13 protein-coding genes are annotated in these 18,950 nt (G+C 70.6%); 1 reads left to right on the top strand and 12 read right to left on the bottom strand.

The genetic code is table 11. From position 1 onward, the window contains the following. Positions 1-108: 108 nt before the first annotated feature. Positions 109-801, bottom strand: a complete 693-nt coding sequence (locus VF647_00115) for an OmpA family protein (GenBank protein HEX8450460.1) — start codon at positions 799-801, stop codon at positions 109-111. A gap of 445 nt (positions 802-1,246) precedes the next feature. Between VF647_00115 and VF647_00110 the strand changes: the two genes are divergently transcribed. Further along, complete coding sequence (locus VF647_00110; protein ID HEX8450459.1) at positions 1,247-2,920, top strand: ATP-dependent DNA helicase RecQ; 1,674 nt, start codon at positions 1,247-1,249, stop codon at positions 2,918-2,920. A gap of 57 nt (positions 2,921-2,977) precedes the next feature. Here VF647_00110 and VF647_00105 read toward each other — a convergent pair whose 3' ends face one another. From VF647_00105 to nagB, 11 genes are all read right to left on the bottom strand, one after another. Next, on the bottom strand, positions 2,978-3,913 hold the full coding sequence (locus VF647_00105; GenBank protein ID HEX8450458.1) for a hypothetical protein: 936 nt from the start codon (positions 3,911-3,913) through the stop codon (positions 2,978-2,980). A 143-nt stretch (positions 3,914-4,056) separates the two neighbouring features. After that, positions 4,057-7,659, bottom strand: a complete 3,603-nt coding sequence (locus VF647_00100; protein HEX8450457.1) for a carboxypeptidase regulatory-like domain-containing protein — start codon at positions 7,657-7,659, stop codon at positions 4,057-4,059. Positions 7,660-7,672: 13 nt separating this feature from the next. After that, complete coding sequence (locus VF647_00095; GenBank protein ID HEX8450456.1) at positions 7,673-8,275, bottom strand: DsbA family protein; 603 nt, start codon at positions 8,273-8,275, stop codon at positions 7,673-7,675. Between the two features lie 589 nt (positions 8,276-8,864). Next, positions 8,865-9,110: a hypothetical protein gene (locus VF647_00090; GenBank protein HEX8450455.1), complete on the bottom strand. Its 246-nt coding sequence runs from the start codon at positions 9,108-9,110 to the stop codon at positions 8,865-8,867. Positions 9,111-9,406: 296 nt separating this feature from the next. Beyond that, the gene (locus VF647_00085; protein ID HEX8450454.1) at positions 9,407-9,949 is read right to left on the bottom strand and encodes a methylated-DNA--[protein]-cysteine S-methyltransferase; all 543 of its coding nucleotides are present in this window, start codon (positions 9,947-9,949) and stop codon (positions 9,407-9,409) included. Continuing rightward, on the bottom strand, positions 9,946-11,385 hold the full coding sequence (locus VF647_00080) for an Ada metal-binding domain-containing protein (GenBank protein ID HEX8450453.1): 1,440 nt from the start codon (positions 11,383-11,385) through the stop codon (positions 9,946-9,948). The genes VF647_00085 and VF647_00080 overlap by 4 nt, the downstream gene beginning before the upstream one ends. 250 nt (positions 11,386-11,635) lie before the next feature. Further along, positions 11,636-12,538: a diacylglycerol kinase family protein gene (locus tag VF647_00075; protein ID HEX8450452.1), complete on the bottom strand. Its 903-nt coding sequence runs from the start codon at positions 12,536-12,538 to the stop codon at positions 11,636-11,638. A gap of 54 nt (positions 12,539-12,592) precedes the next feature. Then, positions 12,593-13,651, bottom strand: a complete 1,059-nt coding sequence (locus tag VF647_00070) for a carboxypeptidase-like regulatory domain-containing protein (GenBank protein HEX8450451.1) — start codon at positions 13,649-13,651, stop codon at positions 12,593-12,595. A 196-nt stretch (positions 13,652-13,847) separates the two neighbouring features. Next, positions 13,848-15,530 carry a D-aminoacylase gene (locus VF647_00065; GenBank protein HEX8450450.1) on the bottom strand — a complete coding sequence of 561 codons (1,683 nt, stop codon included), beginning with the start codon at positions 15,528-15,530 and terminating at the stop codon, positions 13,848-13,850. A gap of 322 nt (positions 15,531-15,852) precedes the next feature. Beyond that, positions 15,853-16,752, bottom strand: a complete 900-nt coding sequence (locus tag VF647_00060; protein ID HEX8450449.1) for a BadF/BadG/BcrA/BcrD ATPase family protein — start codon at positions 16,750-16,752, stop codon at positions 15,853-15,855. A gap of 4 nt (positions 16,753-16,756) precedes the next feature. Further along, positions 16,757-18,709: a glucosamine-6-phosphate deaminase gene (gene nagB, locus VF647_00055; protein HEX8450448.1), complete on the bottom strand. Its 1,953-nt coding sequence runs from the start codon at positions 18,707-18,709 to the stop codon at positions 16,757-16,759. Positions 18,710-18,950: the final 241 nt, after the last annotated feature.

Below are 18,950 nucleotides of genomic sequence, written 5' to 3'. Positions count from 1 at the left end.
CCCCCCCCCCCCCCCCCCCCCCCCCCCCCCCCCCGGCCGGCCCCTCAAACGCAATCGCCCCCGGCACGCGTGTGCCGGGGGCGATGCTGCTCCGTGGCGCGACCGCGCTTACTGGGAGCGCGTGCCGTACTCGCGGAGGATCTGCTGGCGGTACTGCTCGCTCGCGAAGATGGCGATCTCGACGCGGCGGTTCTGCTGCATGCCGGCGTCGGTGTCGTTGGAGGCGACCGGCTCCGACTCGCCGCGTCCCTCGGTGCGGATGCGCGAACCGGCGATCCCGCGGGAGATCAGGAAGTTGGCGGCCGACTGCGCGCGGTTCTGCGAGAGCTGCATGTTGTACTGGTCGGTGCCGCGGGCGTCCGTGTGCCCCACGATCAGCACCGTGGTCTCGGGGTAGCGCTGCAGGCTGCTCGCGAGCTGCGCCAGGTTGTTCTGCCCGGCCGCGAGGATCTGCGTGCTGTTGGTGGGGAAGAGGATCCCCGACGCAAAGGTCACCGCGATCCCCTCGCCCACGCGCTGCACCTCGGCGTCGGGAAGGCTCTGCTCCAGCTCCTGGCTCTGGCGGTCCATCTGGCGCCCGATCACCGCGCCGGCCGCGCCGCCCAGCACCGCGCCCAGAATGGCGCCGCGTGCCGTGCTCCCGGTCTGCTTGCCGATCACCGCTCCGATGGCGCCACCCGTACCAGCGCCGATCACGGCGCCCTGCTCCGTCCTGTTCAGCGAAGCGCACCCGGTCACACCCGTCATCCCCAGGGTGCCGACGCAGGCAAGCACGGTGAGCTTGCGTGTAAACGTAGTCATCTGTCGCCTCTGGCTGTGGTTCTCCGGAAACTGTCGCCCCATGGGCCAGTTGTGCCCATCCTCGTTGCAAGCACCGGGCCCCGCCGCTCGCATGGCCCGCGGAGGCTCCACCATTCGCGCGAAATCCGCCCAAACCCTTGCGAATACAACCGTTTCCGCGGCACCGCGGACGCTCGCAGCAGCAATCTCCTCCGCCTCGCCTGTCCTCCCCAGAGTACAATCCGTCTGCACGGGCAAGTACATGGTGCATCTAAGGTTACGTCCAACGCCAGCATCCATGGGCCTCACGCGGAGGCGCGGAGACGCAGAGAGAACTTCGCGTGCTCTCCCCGCGTCTCGGCGCCTCCGCGTGAGACTGCTGTTTTGGAGGCGCGCGTGGTCCGATGCTTGCCTTGCCTGAGCACTGGAAATCGCACCTCCCGGCACCCCACACCCAGAGCTCTGCTTGACCACCGCCACTACCGGCATCGCGCGTGACGAGCTTCTCGACACGCTTCGCAAGAACTTTGGATTGAACGAGTTCCGCCCCGGTCAGGAAGAAGTGATTCGGGGCGTTCTGGAAGGACGCGACACGCTGGTGGTGATGCCCACCGGCGCGGGCAAGTCGCTCCTGTACCAGCTTCCGGCGCTACTGCTGCCGGGTTTGACAGTGGTCGTTAGCCCGCTGATCGCGCTGATGAAGGACCAGACGGACAAGCTGGACGAGCTGGGTGTCGATGCCTGGACCATCAACTCGTCGCAGACGGCCCGCCAGCAGCGCCAGGCGGAGGAGGCGGTGGAGGGGGGCGGCGGCAAGATCCTGTACATCACACCGGAGCGCTTCCGCGACCGCGACTTCTTCGAGGTGCTGCTGGACCGCGAGGTGTCGCTCTTCGTGGTGGACGAGGCGCACTGCGTGTCGCAGTGGGGGCACGACTTCAGGCCCGATTACATGATGCTGGGAGCCGTCGCCGAGCGGCTGGGACGTCCGCCGATCCTCGCGCTCACCGCCACCGCCTCACCCGAGGTGCGCGACGACATCACGCGCCAGATGCGGATGCGCACCCCGGTGGAGCACATCGCCGATCTGGTGCGCTCCAACCTCACCCTCGAGGTGGTCCCCACCGTCAACGATTCCGAAAAGGATGCCGCCCTGGAGCGCTACCTGCGCACGGCAAAGGGCACGGGGATCGTGTACGTGGCGACCATCAAGGAGGCGGAGCGGCTGTACGAGGAGTTTGGGAAGCGGCACGAGCTGGCGCTGTACCACGGCAAGCTGGCGTCGGCCGAGCGGCACGAGGCGCAGGACCGCTTCATGGCCGGTGCGGTGCGCGCCGTGATCGCCACCAACGCCTTCGGGCTGGGGATCGACAAGCCGGACATCCGCTTCGTGATCCACTACCACTTCCCCGGCTCCATCGAATCGTACTACCAGGAGGCGGGGCGCGCGGGGCGCGATGGGCTGCCGTCGCGCTGCACCATCTTCTACCGCGTGGAAGACAGCGCCGTGCAGGGCTACTTCCTGGGCGGCAAGTATCCGGACCTGGAGGAAGCGGTCGCCGTGGCGCGCATCATCAACAGCGCGCCCAAGGAGGAGAAGCGGCCGCTGGACGAGCTGGCCGAGATGGCGAACGTGGCGAGGCGCAAGGCGCGCATCGTACTCACACTCCTCAAGCGCCACGGGATGGTGCGCGAGCACCGCGGCGGTGTGTGGGAGCGCGTGGCGGACGACGTGACCGCCGCCGACCTGAGCCGCGAGCTGGTGGACTACGAGCAGCGCCGCGCCCGCGACCGCGAGAAGCTGGACGAGATGGTGCGCTACTGCCGCACCGCCCGCTGCCGCACGCGCATGATCCTGGAGTACTTCGGCGAGAAGCCGGGGGAGGACTTCGTCTGCGGTCACTGCGACAACGACCTGCACCCCCGCACCGACTCCGCCGAGCGGGAGTCCGGCCCGGCGCCCGCCATCGCCTCGCCCGCCGCGCCCCCGCCCGCCGGCCTCGCCCCCGGCGACGAGGTGACGCACGGAACGTTCGGCGAGGGCCTCGTGCTGGCCATCACCCAGGACCGCGCCGAGGTCGACTTCTTCGGCCACGGCACGCGGACCGTCAAGACCGAGTTCCTGAGCCGCATCGACTGAAAAACCGCAGGGCTCAAAGCAGAGGCGCGGAGATGAAAGTCATCTCCGCGCCTCTCTTCACTGAAGCCCGCCCAGTAAGCGAGTGATCCCGTCCGGCGCGGGTCCGCGTATCTCCGGCGCGAACACGCCTCCGGTGCGGACCTGTGCCTCCATGCTCCTGAGAATCCGCTCCAGATCGGCCGTCAGCTTGCGGACGTAGTAGCGGTACACCGCGCCGCATCCCAGCGCGACCGGAACGCCCAGAAGCGCGACTCCGGCAGCCGCGGGGAGAGCGGCAAGCGCGCCGAGAGCCAGTGCGCCTGCCCCAAGAGTAGCCCCTCCAACGCCTCCCAGGACCGCGGCCAATCCGCCCAGGCCGGCGGTCGTCACGGAGCCGTACCGCACGCTGCGCCGCAGGTCCACGGCGATCGACACCTCCGTGGCCGCTCCCTCCGTTCCCGCGGGGCGCAGCATCAGCCGGAGCTGCTTGACCCCCACCATCGCGGCGGTGTACGCGAACGGATTGCTGGCCATCGCGTTGTAGGCGGGCAGATCGAAGATGAGCACGCCGCCATTGAGGGGGTCCGCCCCCACCGTTCCCGAGAGGGTGAGGTGATACGGCGCCGCGGGGAGCACGCGCTTCATCGCCTCCATGAGGGCGGCGGGCTCCCCAGAGATGCGCCGGGCCACCTCGATGCTGCGCTGGCTGGTGCCCAGCAGGCGCGTGGCCGCCCGCTCACCCGCGCCGGTGAACCCGTGGGCGTCGATCCCCTCCGATTCGGCGAGCGCCAGCGTCACGAACTCTGCCGAGATCCCCGCCTGCACCGCCGCCGCGCGCACGTCCTCGAGACGGAACCCCGCGTCCGGATCGCTCGATCCGTCCGCCGGGGGGAGCAGGTGGAGCGGAGCCGAGGCCGCCTCGCTGCGCTTCGCCGCCTCCGCCTGCAGCTCAGCCGCCCTCTGCCACACCGCTGCGGCCCGCGCCTCCGACAACATCTGTGTCTCGTTCTGCATCCGTCTCGCTGTGCCCGGTTCCGCGCTCTTCCCGTTCGGCCTGCCTTCGGAAGGTAACGTACGGAGCGTGGCCCGGGGAGTTGCACCGCCCTGAAAGCGGGATCACGCCGAGAAGGCGGATCTCTCTCTCTGCACCTCTGTGCCTATGGTCCTCCCATGGGGACGGTCATCTCGATCTTCGGCGGGCTTTCCAGCTCCTCCGCGCTCGCCGGGCGGGCCAGCCAAGCAGGGACTCGTGCCCATTGCTCCGGCGTTAGCAGCGCGCGGGTACGCTCGATGACGGCGGTGGCGAGCGCACCCGCCCGCGCGGTCGCTTCCTGGAGGCGCGCCCTGCGCAACGCCGTAAACGCGCCTTTCTCCGTATACACGTCGGTGAGCGAGTCCACCGCCAAGGCGATGGCGGGCGCGAAGGAATCGGCGAGCGCGCGCAGGCGGGCGCGCTGCATGGGGGTGAGCGCCAGTGCCGCGGTGTCGCCCGCGCTCAGGTTGAGGAGGATCGCCGGGACGTTGCGGACGCGCCGCGCAAGGTCCGCCCGGATGGACTCGCGCGCGCGCCCGGAGCCCAGCTCTACGGCTTGCATGAGCGGCTGGTAGCGCGGGTCCGCACCCAGGGTGATCCGAGCCTGCAGCGCCACCCGGAACGGGAGGCGCAGAGCGCCGCCGCCCAGCGGTCTGCCGAAGTTGCGGTTTACCTCGTACTCGAATGCCTGCCGCTCCGGGTGGAAGCCGCGCACGTTCAGCAGCGTCGCGTCCGGGATAGGGTACTGGCCCCATCCCCGGAGCTCGTCCGGCCCGTGGAGCAGGTAGTCCAGCCCGGCTGTAATGTTGGTGGCTGTCAGCGTGAGCGTCGCACGACGCGTGTTCACGTTTCCCCGCGCCAGGAACTCGGCGCGCAGGTCGAGCGATGGCGACCAGGGCGTGTGGCATGAACCACTCTCCGCGATGCGCCCCGCCTGCTCGCGCAGGCACCGCCGAACTCCCGGGGGAGCCTCGTCCGCGAGCTCCGCGAGCGCGGCGGCGAAACGCGGATCAACATCGGACGTGGGCGGGAAGACGAACGCGCGGTCGTTGCCATACCCGTCGCCATTGACGTCTCCCGCCACCATGGGGGTGAACGGAAGCCCCGAAACCAGGCGCCCGACGAAGCTGACGCGCAGCCTCGGCGTTGGACGGCTGCTCAGGATTCCCTGAAACAGGTGCCGGTGAGCGAAAGGAGCGTCGACCCACTCGTACGACGTTGGATTCCCCGCCGTCCCCGCCCCGGCCGTGCTCGACGCGGGGAACCCCCCTTCGCGTTCCCGCGAATCCGTCAGCGTGTACGCGAGGCTCAGCAGCCCACGGTTAAGAAGGCCGTTCAGCGTCGCGGTGACCTGCGTGGTGCGGGACTCGCCGCGGGAGCCCAACTCGAGGACCGAACCCAGGTGGGGAGCGGTTCTCGACGCGCCGGGTGCGATCCCGCCCGTTGCGGGATCGATCTCGTACGGAGTTGCGTATACCGGGCGCCCCCCCTCTTGCCCCAGCTCGAACGCAGGGGACGCGACGAAGTTCAGCTCCGCCGCGCTGGGAAGGTGAGTGCCGCGGACGAGGAGCGCATCGAGGCCGAAGCCCCACCGCCGGGTGATCTTGCCGTTCGCGCCCAGCGACACGCGCCAGGTACGGGGTGCCCCGAACTTCGGATCGAAAAGGGTGGCGCGTGGTGCGGCACTCGAAAAGATGGAGGTACCGTCCGCGCAAGCGGAGGGGATCGCGGCCGGATCGGGGGCGTAGCGCCTCCAATCGGGTGTGGGGGCGGCAGGGCCGATGCACACGAGACTCGCCTCCCCTGCTCCCGTATCGCTCCACCGCGACGCAAGCGACGTGAGCGGAGCGACCCCGCCGAAGCCTCCCGCTCCACCCTCCAGCGTCCAGTTGCCGCGGCCTCTGGCATCGTAACGGAAGCCGAACCGGGGGGTGAGGAGCAGATCGGTGGGGACTTGCCCGCCCGTGCCGCCGCTCAGCGAATCCACGCCGGGGGCGAGACCGGAGCGCCTCCCGTATCGGGCGCCTTCCAGTCTCGCTCCGATGACGACGCCCAGCCGCTCGCCGACTCTCCAGCTGTCGCCCAGGTAGAGTGCGGCGGAGCGGCGGAGCGCCTCCGCCGGCTCATCGCCGATGTTGCGGGTGAAGGACGCAGGGTTCCCGCTCTCCAGGTCGGCCAGGCTGTTGAAGGTGAAGAGGCCTCCGCGGTTGGAGAGGCCGCCCGCCCGGGCGCGCTCCTCCTGCACGAGCAGCCCCGCTTTCACCAGGTGCCCGCCCATGGATACCTTCAACTCGTCCGCGGCTTCGAGGAGGGACCGCTCCTCGCGCATGGCGAACGGCACTCCACCGAAACCCAGCACGGAAGCCCCGGTGGTCCCGTCTTCCAGCGCAGAGCTCACCTGAACGGAGCCGGAGGGCGCGACCGCTTCCTCATCAGTACCCGAGTGCCCCGCCGACCGATACACACGCAGCTCGTTCGCCCACTGGCCCCACCCCGCGAGGTGCTGGAGGAGGATCCCCCCGTTCCGCGACCGCAGGCTGCCCGCGTCGCCCAGCAGGCGCAGGGGAGACGAGCCGAGCCCGGTGCCATCGAAGCCGCGCAGGTCGACTCGCGCAGCCAGCGACTGGTGCCTGGAGATGCTGAAGTCCAGCCTCGCAAGCGCCGATGCGAAGTCGCGCGAGCCGGAAGCCGCGGGTGGGTCGGCGTCGGGCACCACGCCCACGCGCCGGGAGATCTCGATCAGACGCCGCACGGAGTCGCCCGCCACGCCCAGCCGGCGCAATGCCGCGGAGTCCAGCAGCTCCAGCCCCGTAGCGGACGCGCTGCCGTGCGACAGATCGAGCGCGCCGTACACGAAGAGGCGGTCGCGCACCGGGGCGCCGCCGCCCCCGCCACTCAGGCGAAGCTGGCGCCCGCTACGCCCCGCGACGTTTCCTGGGGAACCACCGTAGCGAAACGCGGGGTCGTCCACGAACCCGCTCAGCGAGCCGCCCCACAGGTTCGTTCCGCTGATGGTGGTGGCCGCGATCTGCCCCCCGGAGAACTGCCCCCGCGACACGTCGTAGCTGTTGGTGAACACCCCGACGCTGCGGACGCCCTCCGACGGGAGGTTGCCTCCGCCGAAGGTGGCGCCGTCGAGCGTGGTGCCGTTCTGCTCCGGCCGCTGGCCGGCGATGGAGAGGCTGGTGCCGTCCGCGCCGGTGCGCATCACCCCCGGCTCCAGCGCCGCGATGTCGGCGAGACTCCCCGGGTCCACGGGGAAGTGCTCGCTGATCTCAGAGCTCCAGCGTGCTGCCTGTTCGCCGGCGGTCGGCTTGTCTCCGCCGGGCCTGATGACGGTGGTGCTCAGCGTGTCGAGTACGACCGCGCGCGGGCTGAGCCGGAGATCGCGACTGATGCGCGTGTCGCCTTCGGCACGCTCCACCGCCGCGCTGAACGGCAGGTAACCGAAAGCGCTCGCGCTCACCACGTACGACCCGCCCCCCCCGGGAACGATGAACCTGTACTGCCCCGCGGAGTTTGTCTGCACGACCTGTTCGCGCGCGCCCGGCACGGTCAGCCGCACGGTCGCCTGCGCGATGGGCGTGCTGTCGCGAGCGATCACGCGCCCCGTGACCGTGTCGGTGGCGGTCGGTTGCTGCGCCGCAGCCGGCACGGCAAGGGCGAGCAGCACGAGGAGAACGGAGGCGAGCCGCCCCGCTCGGAATCGCGGCGAGGCGGCTTTCACCGGGAGAACTCCTTCACGAACGCGCCTGTGCGCTCGCGATGCGCACGTACGCCTCCAGCGAATCCATCGGCGGCGTGCCTACCAGTCGCAGGCTGTTGATGAGGAGTGTGGGGGTGGCGCTCACGCGCAGTTTTCGGGCGGCTACCGTGTCCCGCTCCAGCGCCGCGACGGGGCCGGCCGCGTTAGCGCACTTCTGGAACGCGGAAAGGTCGGGCACCCCGGCTGACGCCGCGAAACGCTCCCAGGGAACGATGCCGATGGAATCGCGGGCAGCGAACAGCGCGTCGTGGAAGGGCTCGAAGCGCCCCTGTTCCGCCGCGCATTCGCTCGCCTTCGCGGCGTCCGCGGCGTGCACGTGACCCCGCACCGGGAAGTGACGGTAGACGACCGCCACCTCGCCGGGGTGAGCGCTTCGCACCTTCCGGAGCCGCTCCATCAGCACCGCGCAGTAGGGGCACTGGAAGTCCGAGAAGACGACAATCGTCACCGGCGCGTCGGCGGGACCCATCCGGTTCCCATCGCGGGCGAAGCTTTGCCACATCGGGACGTGAACGGGTGTGGCGGATATCGTGCTCGGACCGAAGAACTCACGGCGCACCACCAATCCGGTGGTCACCAGTGCGCAGGCGACCAGGACTACGAGCGCGGCGTTTAGTACTCGCTCGTTCACCCCCCCGGCCTCGGCGGACGCGCTGCGGCCACCAGGGTGACCTCGCGCTCTTCCTGTCCACGCCGGATCCGGTAAGTGTACCGCACTCCCGCCTGCACCCGTAGCGCCCCCTCTTCACGAGCATCGCGTCCGCCGATCTCAAGAATCTGATCGCCGGCCTCCAACCCGGCCCGGTGCGCCGGGGTGCCGGGAAGGACGGCAGAGATCACCGGATAGGCCGAACTCGCGCGCGGGACGGAGCCCATGGACATCGACATCGACATCTGGACGGTGAACCCCGTGTATCCAGGCGCCGCCGAGTCAGCCGTAGCCTTCGTAGCCGTACGTTCGCGCGGCGAAACGCCGGCCGCTGTCTGGGCACCCGCGCACCCGGCGCAGACGAGGAGAGTGGTGGAGCCGAGTAGAACGGCAAGAGCGGTTTTCCGCATGCTGACCCTGGTTCCGAAGAGGAGAACGTTCGCGGGTGTGGCCGCGGGCGCCCCCGGGGCCACACCTCGACCGACCGGGGGCGCGCCCGCTCCGCCGGACGGCACGGTTAGGGCGTGCAGGTGAAGTTAGCGGTGAAATTGCCCTGATCGTCCGACGAGCAGGAAGTGACTTGTCCGCCACTGTAGCCGTTCGCCTGGCAATAGCCATTGGCGTACCCTGCCGCGTAGGTGAGCTGGTCCACGCTGCACGTCGCCGCCGGCGCGGACGCTGCCGCGGGCGCCGCCAGGAAGACCGAGCTGGTGAGGGTGATGGCGGCCGCGGCGAAGCACGCTCCGAGCTTTACACTCTTCATGTTATCCCCTGTGGACCGGCGTGTGAAAATTGGCACTTCGCTACTGAGCGCCGGGCGTCAAGCTGACGCCAGCTCTCGGGTGAGGTACGTCGCGAGGTGCAGAGAGTCGCGCAAAAACAGCGTAACAAGCTAACGCGCAACTGTCAAGAAGCGGAAAAGTTGTGTGGTTCGGCCGGCCGGCTGTTGGCCCCTCCAAAGCGCGGCCAATCACCGGATCTTTGTCCCGAATCCTGTAGGTACAGCCGTGGTTTCAGCCCTGGGCTGCACCACACGCCCGCGCGCCGGTGGCCCGATGGTCATTCAGGGCGGACTAGCCGCGGGCCACCGAAACACAGTGCCTTTTCACCCCGGGCGTGAGATTCGCCGTCACCTCTCCCGCTCCTCTCCAGCGCCAGGAGCGTCGTCTTCGCGCTGATCCCGCCCGCGTACCCTGTCGGCGTGCCGTCCGCGCCGATGACGCGGTGGCAGGGGACGACGATGGGGAGCGGGTTGGTGGCGTTTGCGCGGCCCACGGCGCGCGATGCCCTGGGACGGCCGACGCGCTCGGCCAGGGCGCGGTAGCTGACGGTGGCGCCGTACGGGATGCGGCGCAGCTCGTCCCATACGGCGCGCTGGAAGTCGGTGCCGCGCGGGGCGAGCGGCAGGTCGAAGCTGCGCCGCTCGCCGCGGAAGTACTCGGCGAGCTGCGCGGCCGCGGGGGCGCCGCGGGCGTCGTCCCACGCCACGCCATCGGGCACCGGCTGGTGGGGGAAGAGGAGGCGCGCCAGGGCGCCGTCTTCGTCCACCAGCGCCACCAGGGCGCCGATGGGGGTGTCGATGCGCGTCGCGAAGAGGCTCATGCGGGGTCTCCCAGGCTCATCCATAAGTGAAAGGTTGCCAGGCTGCGGAACGGCGCAAAGGGCTCCATCAGCGCCCTCACCTCGTCCGCGCCGGGCCGGTGGTCCAGCCCGAAGAAGTTCATCAGCCCCGTGGAGAGGCCCGTGTCGCCGACCGGAACGCAGTCCGCGAAGCCGCACGCACGCATCATGAAGTAGTGCACGCTCCACGGCCCGAAGCCGCGCACCGCCCCCAGCCGCCGCTCAACCTCGGTGGCGGGCGCGTCCGCGAAGCCGTCCAGCGGCAGTTCGCCCGAGACCGCCAGGCGCGCGGTGTCCACCAGGTACTCGGCCTTGCGGCGCGAGAAGCGGAGCGCGGTGAGGTCGTCGTAGCCGAGCGCCGCCACCGCCTCGGCCGTGGGGTGCGCGCGGAGGCCCCGGCCTGCTTCGTCGCCGCACAGCCGGGCCAGGTCGCGGCGCAGCGCGTAGGCGAAGGGGAGGTTGACCTGCTGCCCCGCGATCGCCCACACGATCCCCTCGAACGCATCGGCCGTCTGCGGGATGCGCAGGCCGCGGCGCCCCTCGATCAGCGGCAGGAACACCGGGTTCTCCGCCAGCCGCCGCTCGAATGGCGCGGGGTCCATCGTGAGGCCCAGGAGGCGCAGCGAGATGGCGTGGGCCTGGCGCATCGCGTCGACATGGGGCTCGTGCGCGGCCTCCACGCGGCAGCGGACGCGGCCCTCCGCGACCTCCATCGACAGCACCGCCGGGTGGCTGGCGAGGCGCACGGCCTTGTACGCGGTGCCGCCTTCCACCCGCTCCACCGCGCTCTCCGCGCCGCGCCCGATCACGCGCAGCGCGGAGCCGGCCTGGAAGTCATCGGGCAGGGTGAGCGTGAACGTGTCCGAGCCTCCCAGGCGGCGGTACTCGCCAGGGGTGAGGGCGGTATGGCGGCGGAAGTTCTCGTGGAAGGCGGAGAGGCTCTCGAATCCGGCCGCGTACGCCGCCCCGGTCGCTCCTTCGCCTTCCGAGAGCGCGCGGCAGGCGGCGCGGACGCGCTCGCGGGCCAGGAAGGCGGCGGGCGTGGTGTGGTGATGGCGCCGGAAGAGCGCGTTCAGCTTCGTTGCCCCGATGCCGGAGGCGGTGACGAGCGCGGCGGCATCGGCGAATGCGGCGGGCCTGCGCCGGATCTCGGCCACCAGCGTGGCGAGGAGGTGGAGGTCCGGATCGTATTCCTGGTAGAAGTGGTCCGGCCGGCAGCGGCGGCAGGGGCGCAGGCCGGCCGTGCGCGCCTCGTCCTCGCTGCCGAAGAATCGCACGTTCTCCGGCCGCGGCTTGCGCGCCGTGCACGAGGGGAGGCAGTAGATCCCCGTCGTCAGCACGCCGGTGAGGAAGCGCCCGTTGGCCGTGCGGTCGCGCCCGTAGAAGCGCGCCATCATCTCGTCGTGGGTCAGCGTCATGCGGACAGTCTAACACGGCGGTGGGGGGTTGTCGTCCTGATTCGGCCGCTGGAACCCTCACCCCCGCTCGTTCCTCGCTGCCCCCTCTCCCGATAACGGGAGAGGGCTGCGCCCTCGCCGTTATCAAGAGAGGGGGCGGGCACCACGTGGATGGCATTGTCCCCAATCGCGCACAAGAATCCGGTAGGGGCAGACCTGCGTGTCTGCCCACCGCCCGCCCCACGCCAATCCGCGCCTTCCGCACCAACGTCTACCGCGGCGGAACCAGGATCTGAACCGGGGCCCAGGGCTCGGCCGCAAACGGGGTGTGCTCGACCGCGTCCCCATTGAGATGCGCGATGACCGCGGAGCCGTCTTCGGCGGCGACGCGGAGGCGGCGGACGCGCAGGGTGCGGACGCCGGGGATGCGCAGGTGGGCGGTGCCCGGAAGCTGGATGCCGAGCCAGAACGCCGCCATCCTCGCGCGCGAACGGCCGCTGAACAGCACCAGGTCGATGCACCCGTCCTCGGGATCGGCGGCGGGGGCGACGGTGTGGGTGCCGGCGAAGCGGCGCGTGATCGTGGCAAGCGCCTGCGTGGCGGGGAGATCGAAGGGGCGCCCATCGCCGTCTTCGCCGGTCACGCGCAGCGCGGGGAAGTCGTAGCGCGCCCACTCCAGCACCCCCCGCGCGCCGATCGCGGGGAAGCCGAGCGTGCGCTTCATGCCGAGCGAGACGCGCTCCATCACCCGCGCCTCGAAGCCCACTCCCAGCCCGAGCAGCGCGGCCCGCTCCCCGACTCGCCACGTACGAAACGCGCGCCGCCCCGGATGGCGGGTGAGCGCGTCGAGGGCGGGGCCGGCGCCGTTCGGGATGCCGCACTCCGCCGCGACGACGTTCACCGTGCCGCTGGGGAGGATGCCGAGCGGGACGTCGCTCCCCACCAGCGCCGTGGCGGCCTGCCCCAGCGTCCCGTCGCCGCCGCAGACCCACACCGCCTCCACCTCGGGCGACAGGTGCTCGCGGACGAGGTGCGTGGCGTGGTCCTGTCCTTCGGTGATGAGGAGCTCCGCCGTCCATCCGCGGCGCTCCAGCTCGCGGAGCACGGACGCGGGTGAGGGATGCCGCCAGCGCTGGCCGGCGGCGGGGTTGTAGATCAGGAGCGAGCGCGGCATCGATGCAAGGGTGCGGGTGAGGGCCCGCGCCTATGCAACCACCCGGCCGCGTCGTCAGTCGTCGCGTCGCACAGGCATCCTGGGAGGCATTTGGTCCGGTGAGATGCGCCACTCGGAGAACGTCTGCTGCTGCACGAAGAAGCGCCCCCGGTTCGTTCGCCTCCAGTAGCGGTACGATCTCGGAAGGAGCAGGGCGCCGGAGACGATCCGGGGTGGCAGGAACTCTACTTCGGAACCCGCGTCCTCGTTCAAGGTGGGTGTGAGATACCGCCACCTCGCACGCATCAGCTCACGCGCGGGGGACAGCGTGAGGGTCCCTTCAATCCGCGTTCGAGCGCGCCCGTTTTCCGAGCGCGAGCAGAAGCCGAGAACGGTGGCTCCGCCGACGGTACTCACGATGTTAATTGTATGAAGCTCGGCGAACCGCGACTCGGCGAAGTGCTGTGCGATCGCGAGCTGGAGGGGTGCATAGAACCATTGAACATAGGCCTCCCCCATACCTCCGTTGATCCGCATCGCATATCCGTCCCGGGCGATGATGTCGCGCCACACGCCCCATGTCGGTGTGCCTGAGTACTGCCAGGTGCGTTGTTGCGGTTCGACCTCACCAACTTCGTCGATCTGTTCGAACGGGACAGTCGCGCGGACCAGGGTGCCGAGGGAGTGGAAGTAGACGGTTCCTGACGGCTTCGGGTACCGCGCCCGCATCGCCTCCCAGAGAGCCCGCGCAGCCGGATCCTCGCGGTTCGGGCACACACGCTTCCCGGCCGCCACGACGATCCGCGTCAGTTGCAGCGCCATCGAACGAAGTGCGATCACGACACTCGTGTCCCCGCGGATCGCGAGCGCGCTGTTCTCGTACCCGATTCTCCGGACGAACAGCCCGGTTGGGGGCGTGGTGCGGTCGGTCTGGAGTTGAAAGGCGCCCAGCGAGTCGGTTCGCGTCTCCCGGATGCGCCGCAAGCCGCTCCACATCTCGACGGTGGCAGCGGGGATGGCGTTCCCCAGGCTGTCGACGACCGAGCCCCGAACCTGGGCGGCGGCGGTCGGGGCGCACAACGCGAGAAGGAGCAAAGGTAGGGCAATGATCCGCCACGTCGTGGTGGGGTGCATGATTGGGCGGCGGGTGTAGAGCAGGAGGAATCGGGCGGCGGGGAACGGGCTGTTCGGACCTGTTAGCGGGCTACGATGCGGGGGAGGGCACGGGCAGCCACGCGGGGCTGCCCCTACGACGGGACGTGCACGATATCGCGATCTTTCGGGAAGGGAGACGGTGGGCGCGATGAAACGCGCTCGGATGGAGGATTGGTTATCTGCCGCCGCCACGGCGCAGGCCGCGGCCGGAGCGCGCTCCGGTCACGGCGCCGTTGCGGACGACGGGGGTGCCGTTGACGATGACGTGGCGGATGCCGACGGAGGTCTGGACGGGGTTCTCAAAGGTAGCGCGGTCGCAGACGGTGGCGGGGTCGAAGAGGGTGAGGTCGGCGTACATGCCGGCCTTCACCACGCCGCGGTCCGCCAGGCCCACGCGCGATGCGGGGAGCGCGGTGAACTTGCGCACGGCGTCTTCCAGGGTGATCACCTGGCGCTCGCGCACGTAGCGGCATAGGATGCGCGGAAAGGTGCCGTACGCGCGCGGGTGCGGGCGGCTGGTGACCGTGGAGTCGGCGGCGCGGGCGCCGGCGTCCATCCCCACGCTCACCCACGGCTGCTTCATCCCCCATTCCAGGTCCTCTTCGGACATGGAGAAGTAGATGGCGGCGGTCTGGGCGCGGTCGGCCAGCAGGACGTCGAAGAGGGCGTCGACCACTTCCTGGCCGCGCGCCTCCGCCAACTGACTGAGGCGCATCCCCTGGTAGCGGCGCAGCGAGTCCGCGCCGACGGAGGCGATCATCACGCCGCTGGGCCCACCCGCGGAGGTGCCGATCCGCCAGTCCGTGCCGCCGCCGGAGAGCTCGGCGCGCAGGCGGGCGCGGGTGGCGGGATCGCGCAGTCGGGCGAGGAGCGAGTCGGTACCCCCGGCGTGCGCCCAGTTCGGGATGGTGGCGTCCAGCCCGGTGCCCGACGCGATGTACGGGTACTGGTCCGCCGTCACGTCCACGCCGCGAGCGCGGGCGGCTTCGATGGCGGCGACGGCGGGGCGCATCTTCCCCCAGTTGGCGCGGCCGGATGCCTTGAGGTGGTGGATCTGCACCCACGTCCCCGCCCCCTCGCCGATGGCGATCGCCTCGTTGATCGCCTCCACGAGCCGGTCGCCCTCGGAGCGGATGTGCGACGCGTACCCGCCGCCGTAGCGCGCCGCCACGCGCGCCAACTCCGTCACCTCCTCGGTGCTGGCGTACGATGCGGGCGCGTAGATGAGGCCGCTGGAGAGCCCCATCGCCCCCTGCTGCATCGCGCCCTCCACGAGCCCCTTCATCTGCTCCACCTCGGCGGGCGTCGCGGGGCGGTCCGCGTCGCCGATCACGTAGCGCCGCACCGAGCCCACGGTTACGAACGTGCCCAGGTTGATGGCGGGGCGGGCGCGGTCGAGCGCCGCGAAGTAGCCGTCGAGGTCGGTCCAGGTGACGCGGGGGCGGGACTCGGACGGGAGCTCGCGGAGCGTGTTCTCGTTGACCGGCACCACGCTGGTCACCTCGCCGGTGATCTCGGTGGTGACGCCCTGCGTGATCTTGGAGATGGCGCGCGGATCGGAGAGGAGCGGGTACTCCGAGTGGCCGAGCATGTCGATGAAGCCCGGCGCCACGACGAGCCCCGCGGCGTCGATGGTGTCGCGCGCGCGGGCACCCGGCAACAGCCCCACGGCCACGATCCGGTCCCGGCGCACCGCCACGTCGCCACGATACCAGGGGCTCCCGGTGCCGTCCACGATGCGCCCCCCGCGGATCAGCAGGTCGTACGGCGCATCGGGCGCGGGCCCCGTGCGCGGCGGGTTCGCGCAGGAAGCGAGCAGCGCCAGAGCGACGGCGGCGAGGCGAATCGAGTTGCGCATGCGGATGTGTGGGAGGGGGAGATTTCGGGGGAGAAGGCCGGCAGGGCCCCTCCCCGCTCGTTCCTCGCTGCCCCTCCCCCAAAACAACCTGGGGGAGGGGCGTTGGCGTGCATCGGGCGCGGGGTTCGTCGCGGGGGAGGGCACGGGCAGCCACGCGGGGCTGCCCCTACCAGGCATCGGTGTGAACGACGGAGGCGGTGCAGCCGTGCTGTTCTCCCCAGGGCCCTCGCGACCCAAGCCCCCTCTCTCGATGACAGGAGGGCGGAGCCCTCTCCTGTTATCGGGAGAGGGGGCAGGCGAGTGTAACGAGCCGGGGGGAGGGCTACCGCATCGCCAGCGCCAGCGCCCCCGCGACCGCATCCGCGACAGGCTCTCGCACGCGGAACTCCTGCGGCCCGCCCGCGAGCGCCTCCGTCACCAGGCGTGCGTACAGAGGGGACGACAGGACACCGCCGTGGAAGACGACGGAGACCGGCGCCGTCCAGGGGCCCAGGACGCGGGCCAGGGCGCGCGGGTGCAGCGCCAGCTCCCCCGCTTCATGGCGCAGCACCTCCAGCGCGACGCCGTCGCCTGCGTCTGCGGCGGCGGTGACGTGGCGGGAGAGCGCGGCGATGTCGCCCTTGGCCGCGCGGCCCACCCACGGCGGAATGCCGCTGGCGGTGTCCACCCCCATCTCCGCCATCAGGCTGGCGAGGAGGGTGGTGGCGGGGCCGCGCCCGTCGGCGGCGCGCAGGGCGGCGATGATGCCGGAGCGGCCGATCGAATAGCCGCTCCCCTCGTCGCCCACGAACATCCCCCACCCGCCGCACCGCTCCACCCGCCCGTCCTCGCCGCGCCCGAACGCCACGGAGCCGGTGCCCGCGATGATCAGCACGCCGGCCCCGCCGCCCAGGGCGCCCTCCAGCGCGATCTCGCCGTCCGTCACGATCCGCACGCGGCCCGCCACACCCTCGGCGGCGAGGGCGTTCTCGACGGCGAGGCGCTCCGTCTCGTTCCCCACGCCCGCCAGGCCGGCGCAGAGGGCGGCGGGGGGATCGGTGAGCCCCGCATCCGCCATGGCGCCGCGCACCAGGCCGGCCACCAGCGCGGCGCTGGCGAGGGGGTTGCGCGGGTCCACCAGCCCCGCGCCGCCCACCCGCCTCAGGATCTCGCGCCCGGAACCGTCCGCGAGCACCAGCGTGGTGCGGGTGCCGCCGCCGTCCACTCCCGCAAAGGTCTCCACTCCGCTACCCCGCGGCGCCGGCCAGCACGACCCCGCGGGCACCCGGTACGTCCGAAGCGCGGCGGTGGCGGGGCGGGCGGGCGAGGCCGCTGGTGGAGATCGTCTCCTGCTCCACCGGCTGGCCGTTCTTGCGCACCACGTACGCCTCCATGGCGAAGTACTCGGGCAGGCCCAGCTGGTCCACGATGCGCGCCGTGCCCGTGTTGCGCTCCTCCACCCGCTGCCAGAACTCGCGCTCGTCCTGCCCGGGGAAGGGCGCCTTGTCCTTCTGGCTCTGGTGCTTGTAGATCGCCAGGATCTTGGTGCGCAGCTCCTCCTCGCTGAGCGGCACCAGGATGTCCGCGTCGCTCACGCTCCACTCCTGCCAGGCGCCGCGGTAGTACCAGACCTCGGGCTGCTCGCCGCTGTACTGCTGAAGGGCGCGCTCCACCGCCTCCAGGCACATGCGGTGGGTGCCGTGCGGGTCCGAAAGGTCGCCCGCCACGTAGATCAGCTCCGGCCGCTGCTCCTCCAGCAGGCGCAGGACGATGGCCACGTCGTCGGGCCCGATGGGGTCCTTGCGCACCTTCCCCGTCTGGTAGAAGGGGAGCTTGAGGAAGCACGCCTGGTCGCGCGTCATCCCGAACGTCTCGATGCCGGAGACGGCCTCGGCCTCGCGGATGCGCTGCTTGATCGTCTGCACCTCGGGGATGTCCACCTGCCCCGGGTGCTTGCTGTCCAGGAACGACTCCATCCGCTGCGTGAGGTCCAGCAGCTCGCCGCCGTTGGCGAAGTCGCTGCCGAAGCGCTGCAGGAAGTCCAGGTAGCGGCGCACCTCGTGGTCGAACACGGCGATGTTCCCCGACGTCTGGTACGCCACGACGATGTCGTTCTCGTTCTGGTGCAGCTTGTTGAGGATGCCGCCCATCGAGATGACGTCGTCGTCCGGGTGCGGGCTGAAGACGATGATGCGCTTCCCCTGCGGCAGCTTGCTGCGCCCGCGGATCTTGGAGATCAGCGCGTTGAACACCTCGCCGTTCAGCGGCCCGGCCGATCCGTAGCGGGCCAGCAGGGCGCTCAGGTGGTTCTCGCGGTAGTCCTCGGGGTCCAGCTTCAGGATGCTCTTCCCCGTGGTCTGGCTCAGCCAGATCACCGCCTCGATCTCCAGCTTGCGCGTCCACGTCACCTCGCCCACCACCCACGGCGTCTTGATGCGCGTGAGCTCGGCGGCGGCGGCCGGGTCCAGGTAAAAGGTGGCGTTGACGTGGTCCTGCAGGTACGTGGCGGCCACGTCCGGGTCCGGCTCCCCCTCCACCGAGCGGCGCACGATGGCGGCCTTGTGCTCGCCCGTGGCCACCAGCGCGATCTCGCGCGCGTCCAGGATGGAGGCCACCCCCATCGTCACCGCCTCGGCGGGGACGTTGTCCTCGCCAAAGAAGTCGGCCGCGGCGTCGCGCCGGGTTACCGTGTCGAGCGCGATCAGCCGGGTGCGGCTGTTGACGCCCGAGCCCGGCTCGTTGAAGCCGATGTGCCCCGTCTTGCCGATCCCCAGGATCTGGAAGTCGATGCCGCCGGCCGCGCGGATGGCATCCTCGTACTCCGCGCACGCCTCCTCCACCCGCGCGCGCTCGATGTTGCCGGGCGGGAGGTGGGCGTTCCCCTGGGGGATGTTGATGTGGTCGAAGAGGTTCTCCCGCATGTACCGGTGGTAGCTGTGGATGCTCTCCGGGTCCATGGGGTAGTACTCGTCCAGGTTGAAGGAGACGACGTTGGAGAAGTCGAGCCCTTCTTCCCTGTGCAGCCGGATCAGCTCTCGGTAGATGCCGATGGGCGTGCTCCCGGTGGCGAGCCCCAGTACCGCGGGCCGCCCCTGTGCGTTGCGCTCGCGGACGATCTCCGCGATGCGCCGTGCGATGGTGTTGGCGATCTGGTCGTACTCTACGATGACGACGGGGACGCGCTCACGGGTCTGCGCCATGCCACCTCGTTCGGGGTTTGCTGGTTCGTCTGTGGGCGCCCTCCGCGCGCCACGCAAGCCCCCTTTCTAGCACGGAAGATGGCCCGGCGCAAGGACAAACGATGTAACAGCGAACTAGTGCCAAGTGCCAAGTGCCAAGTGCCTCCCCCCCTTTTTGTCATCCTGAGGAAGCCGCCCAACCGATCCCGCCGTCAGACCACACTCCTGCGGCGCCCGAAGGATCTAGCCCGCGAGGCAGGAG

It is taken from the genome of Longimicrobium sp., assembly GCA_036387335.1.
Taxonomy (GTDB): domain Bacteria; phylum Gemmatimonadota; class Gemmatimonadetes; order Longimicrobiales; family Longimicrobiaceae; genus Longimicrobium.
Note: the sequence above shows the minus strand (reverse complement) of the source record. Positions and strands in the feature narration are given on the sequence as shown.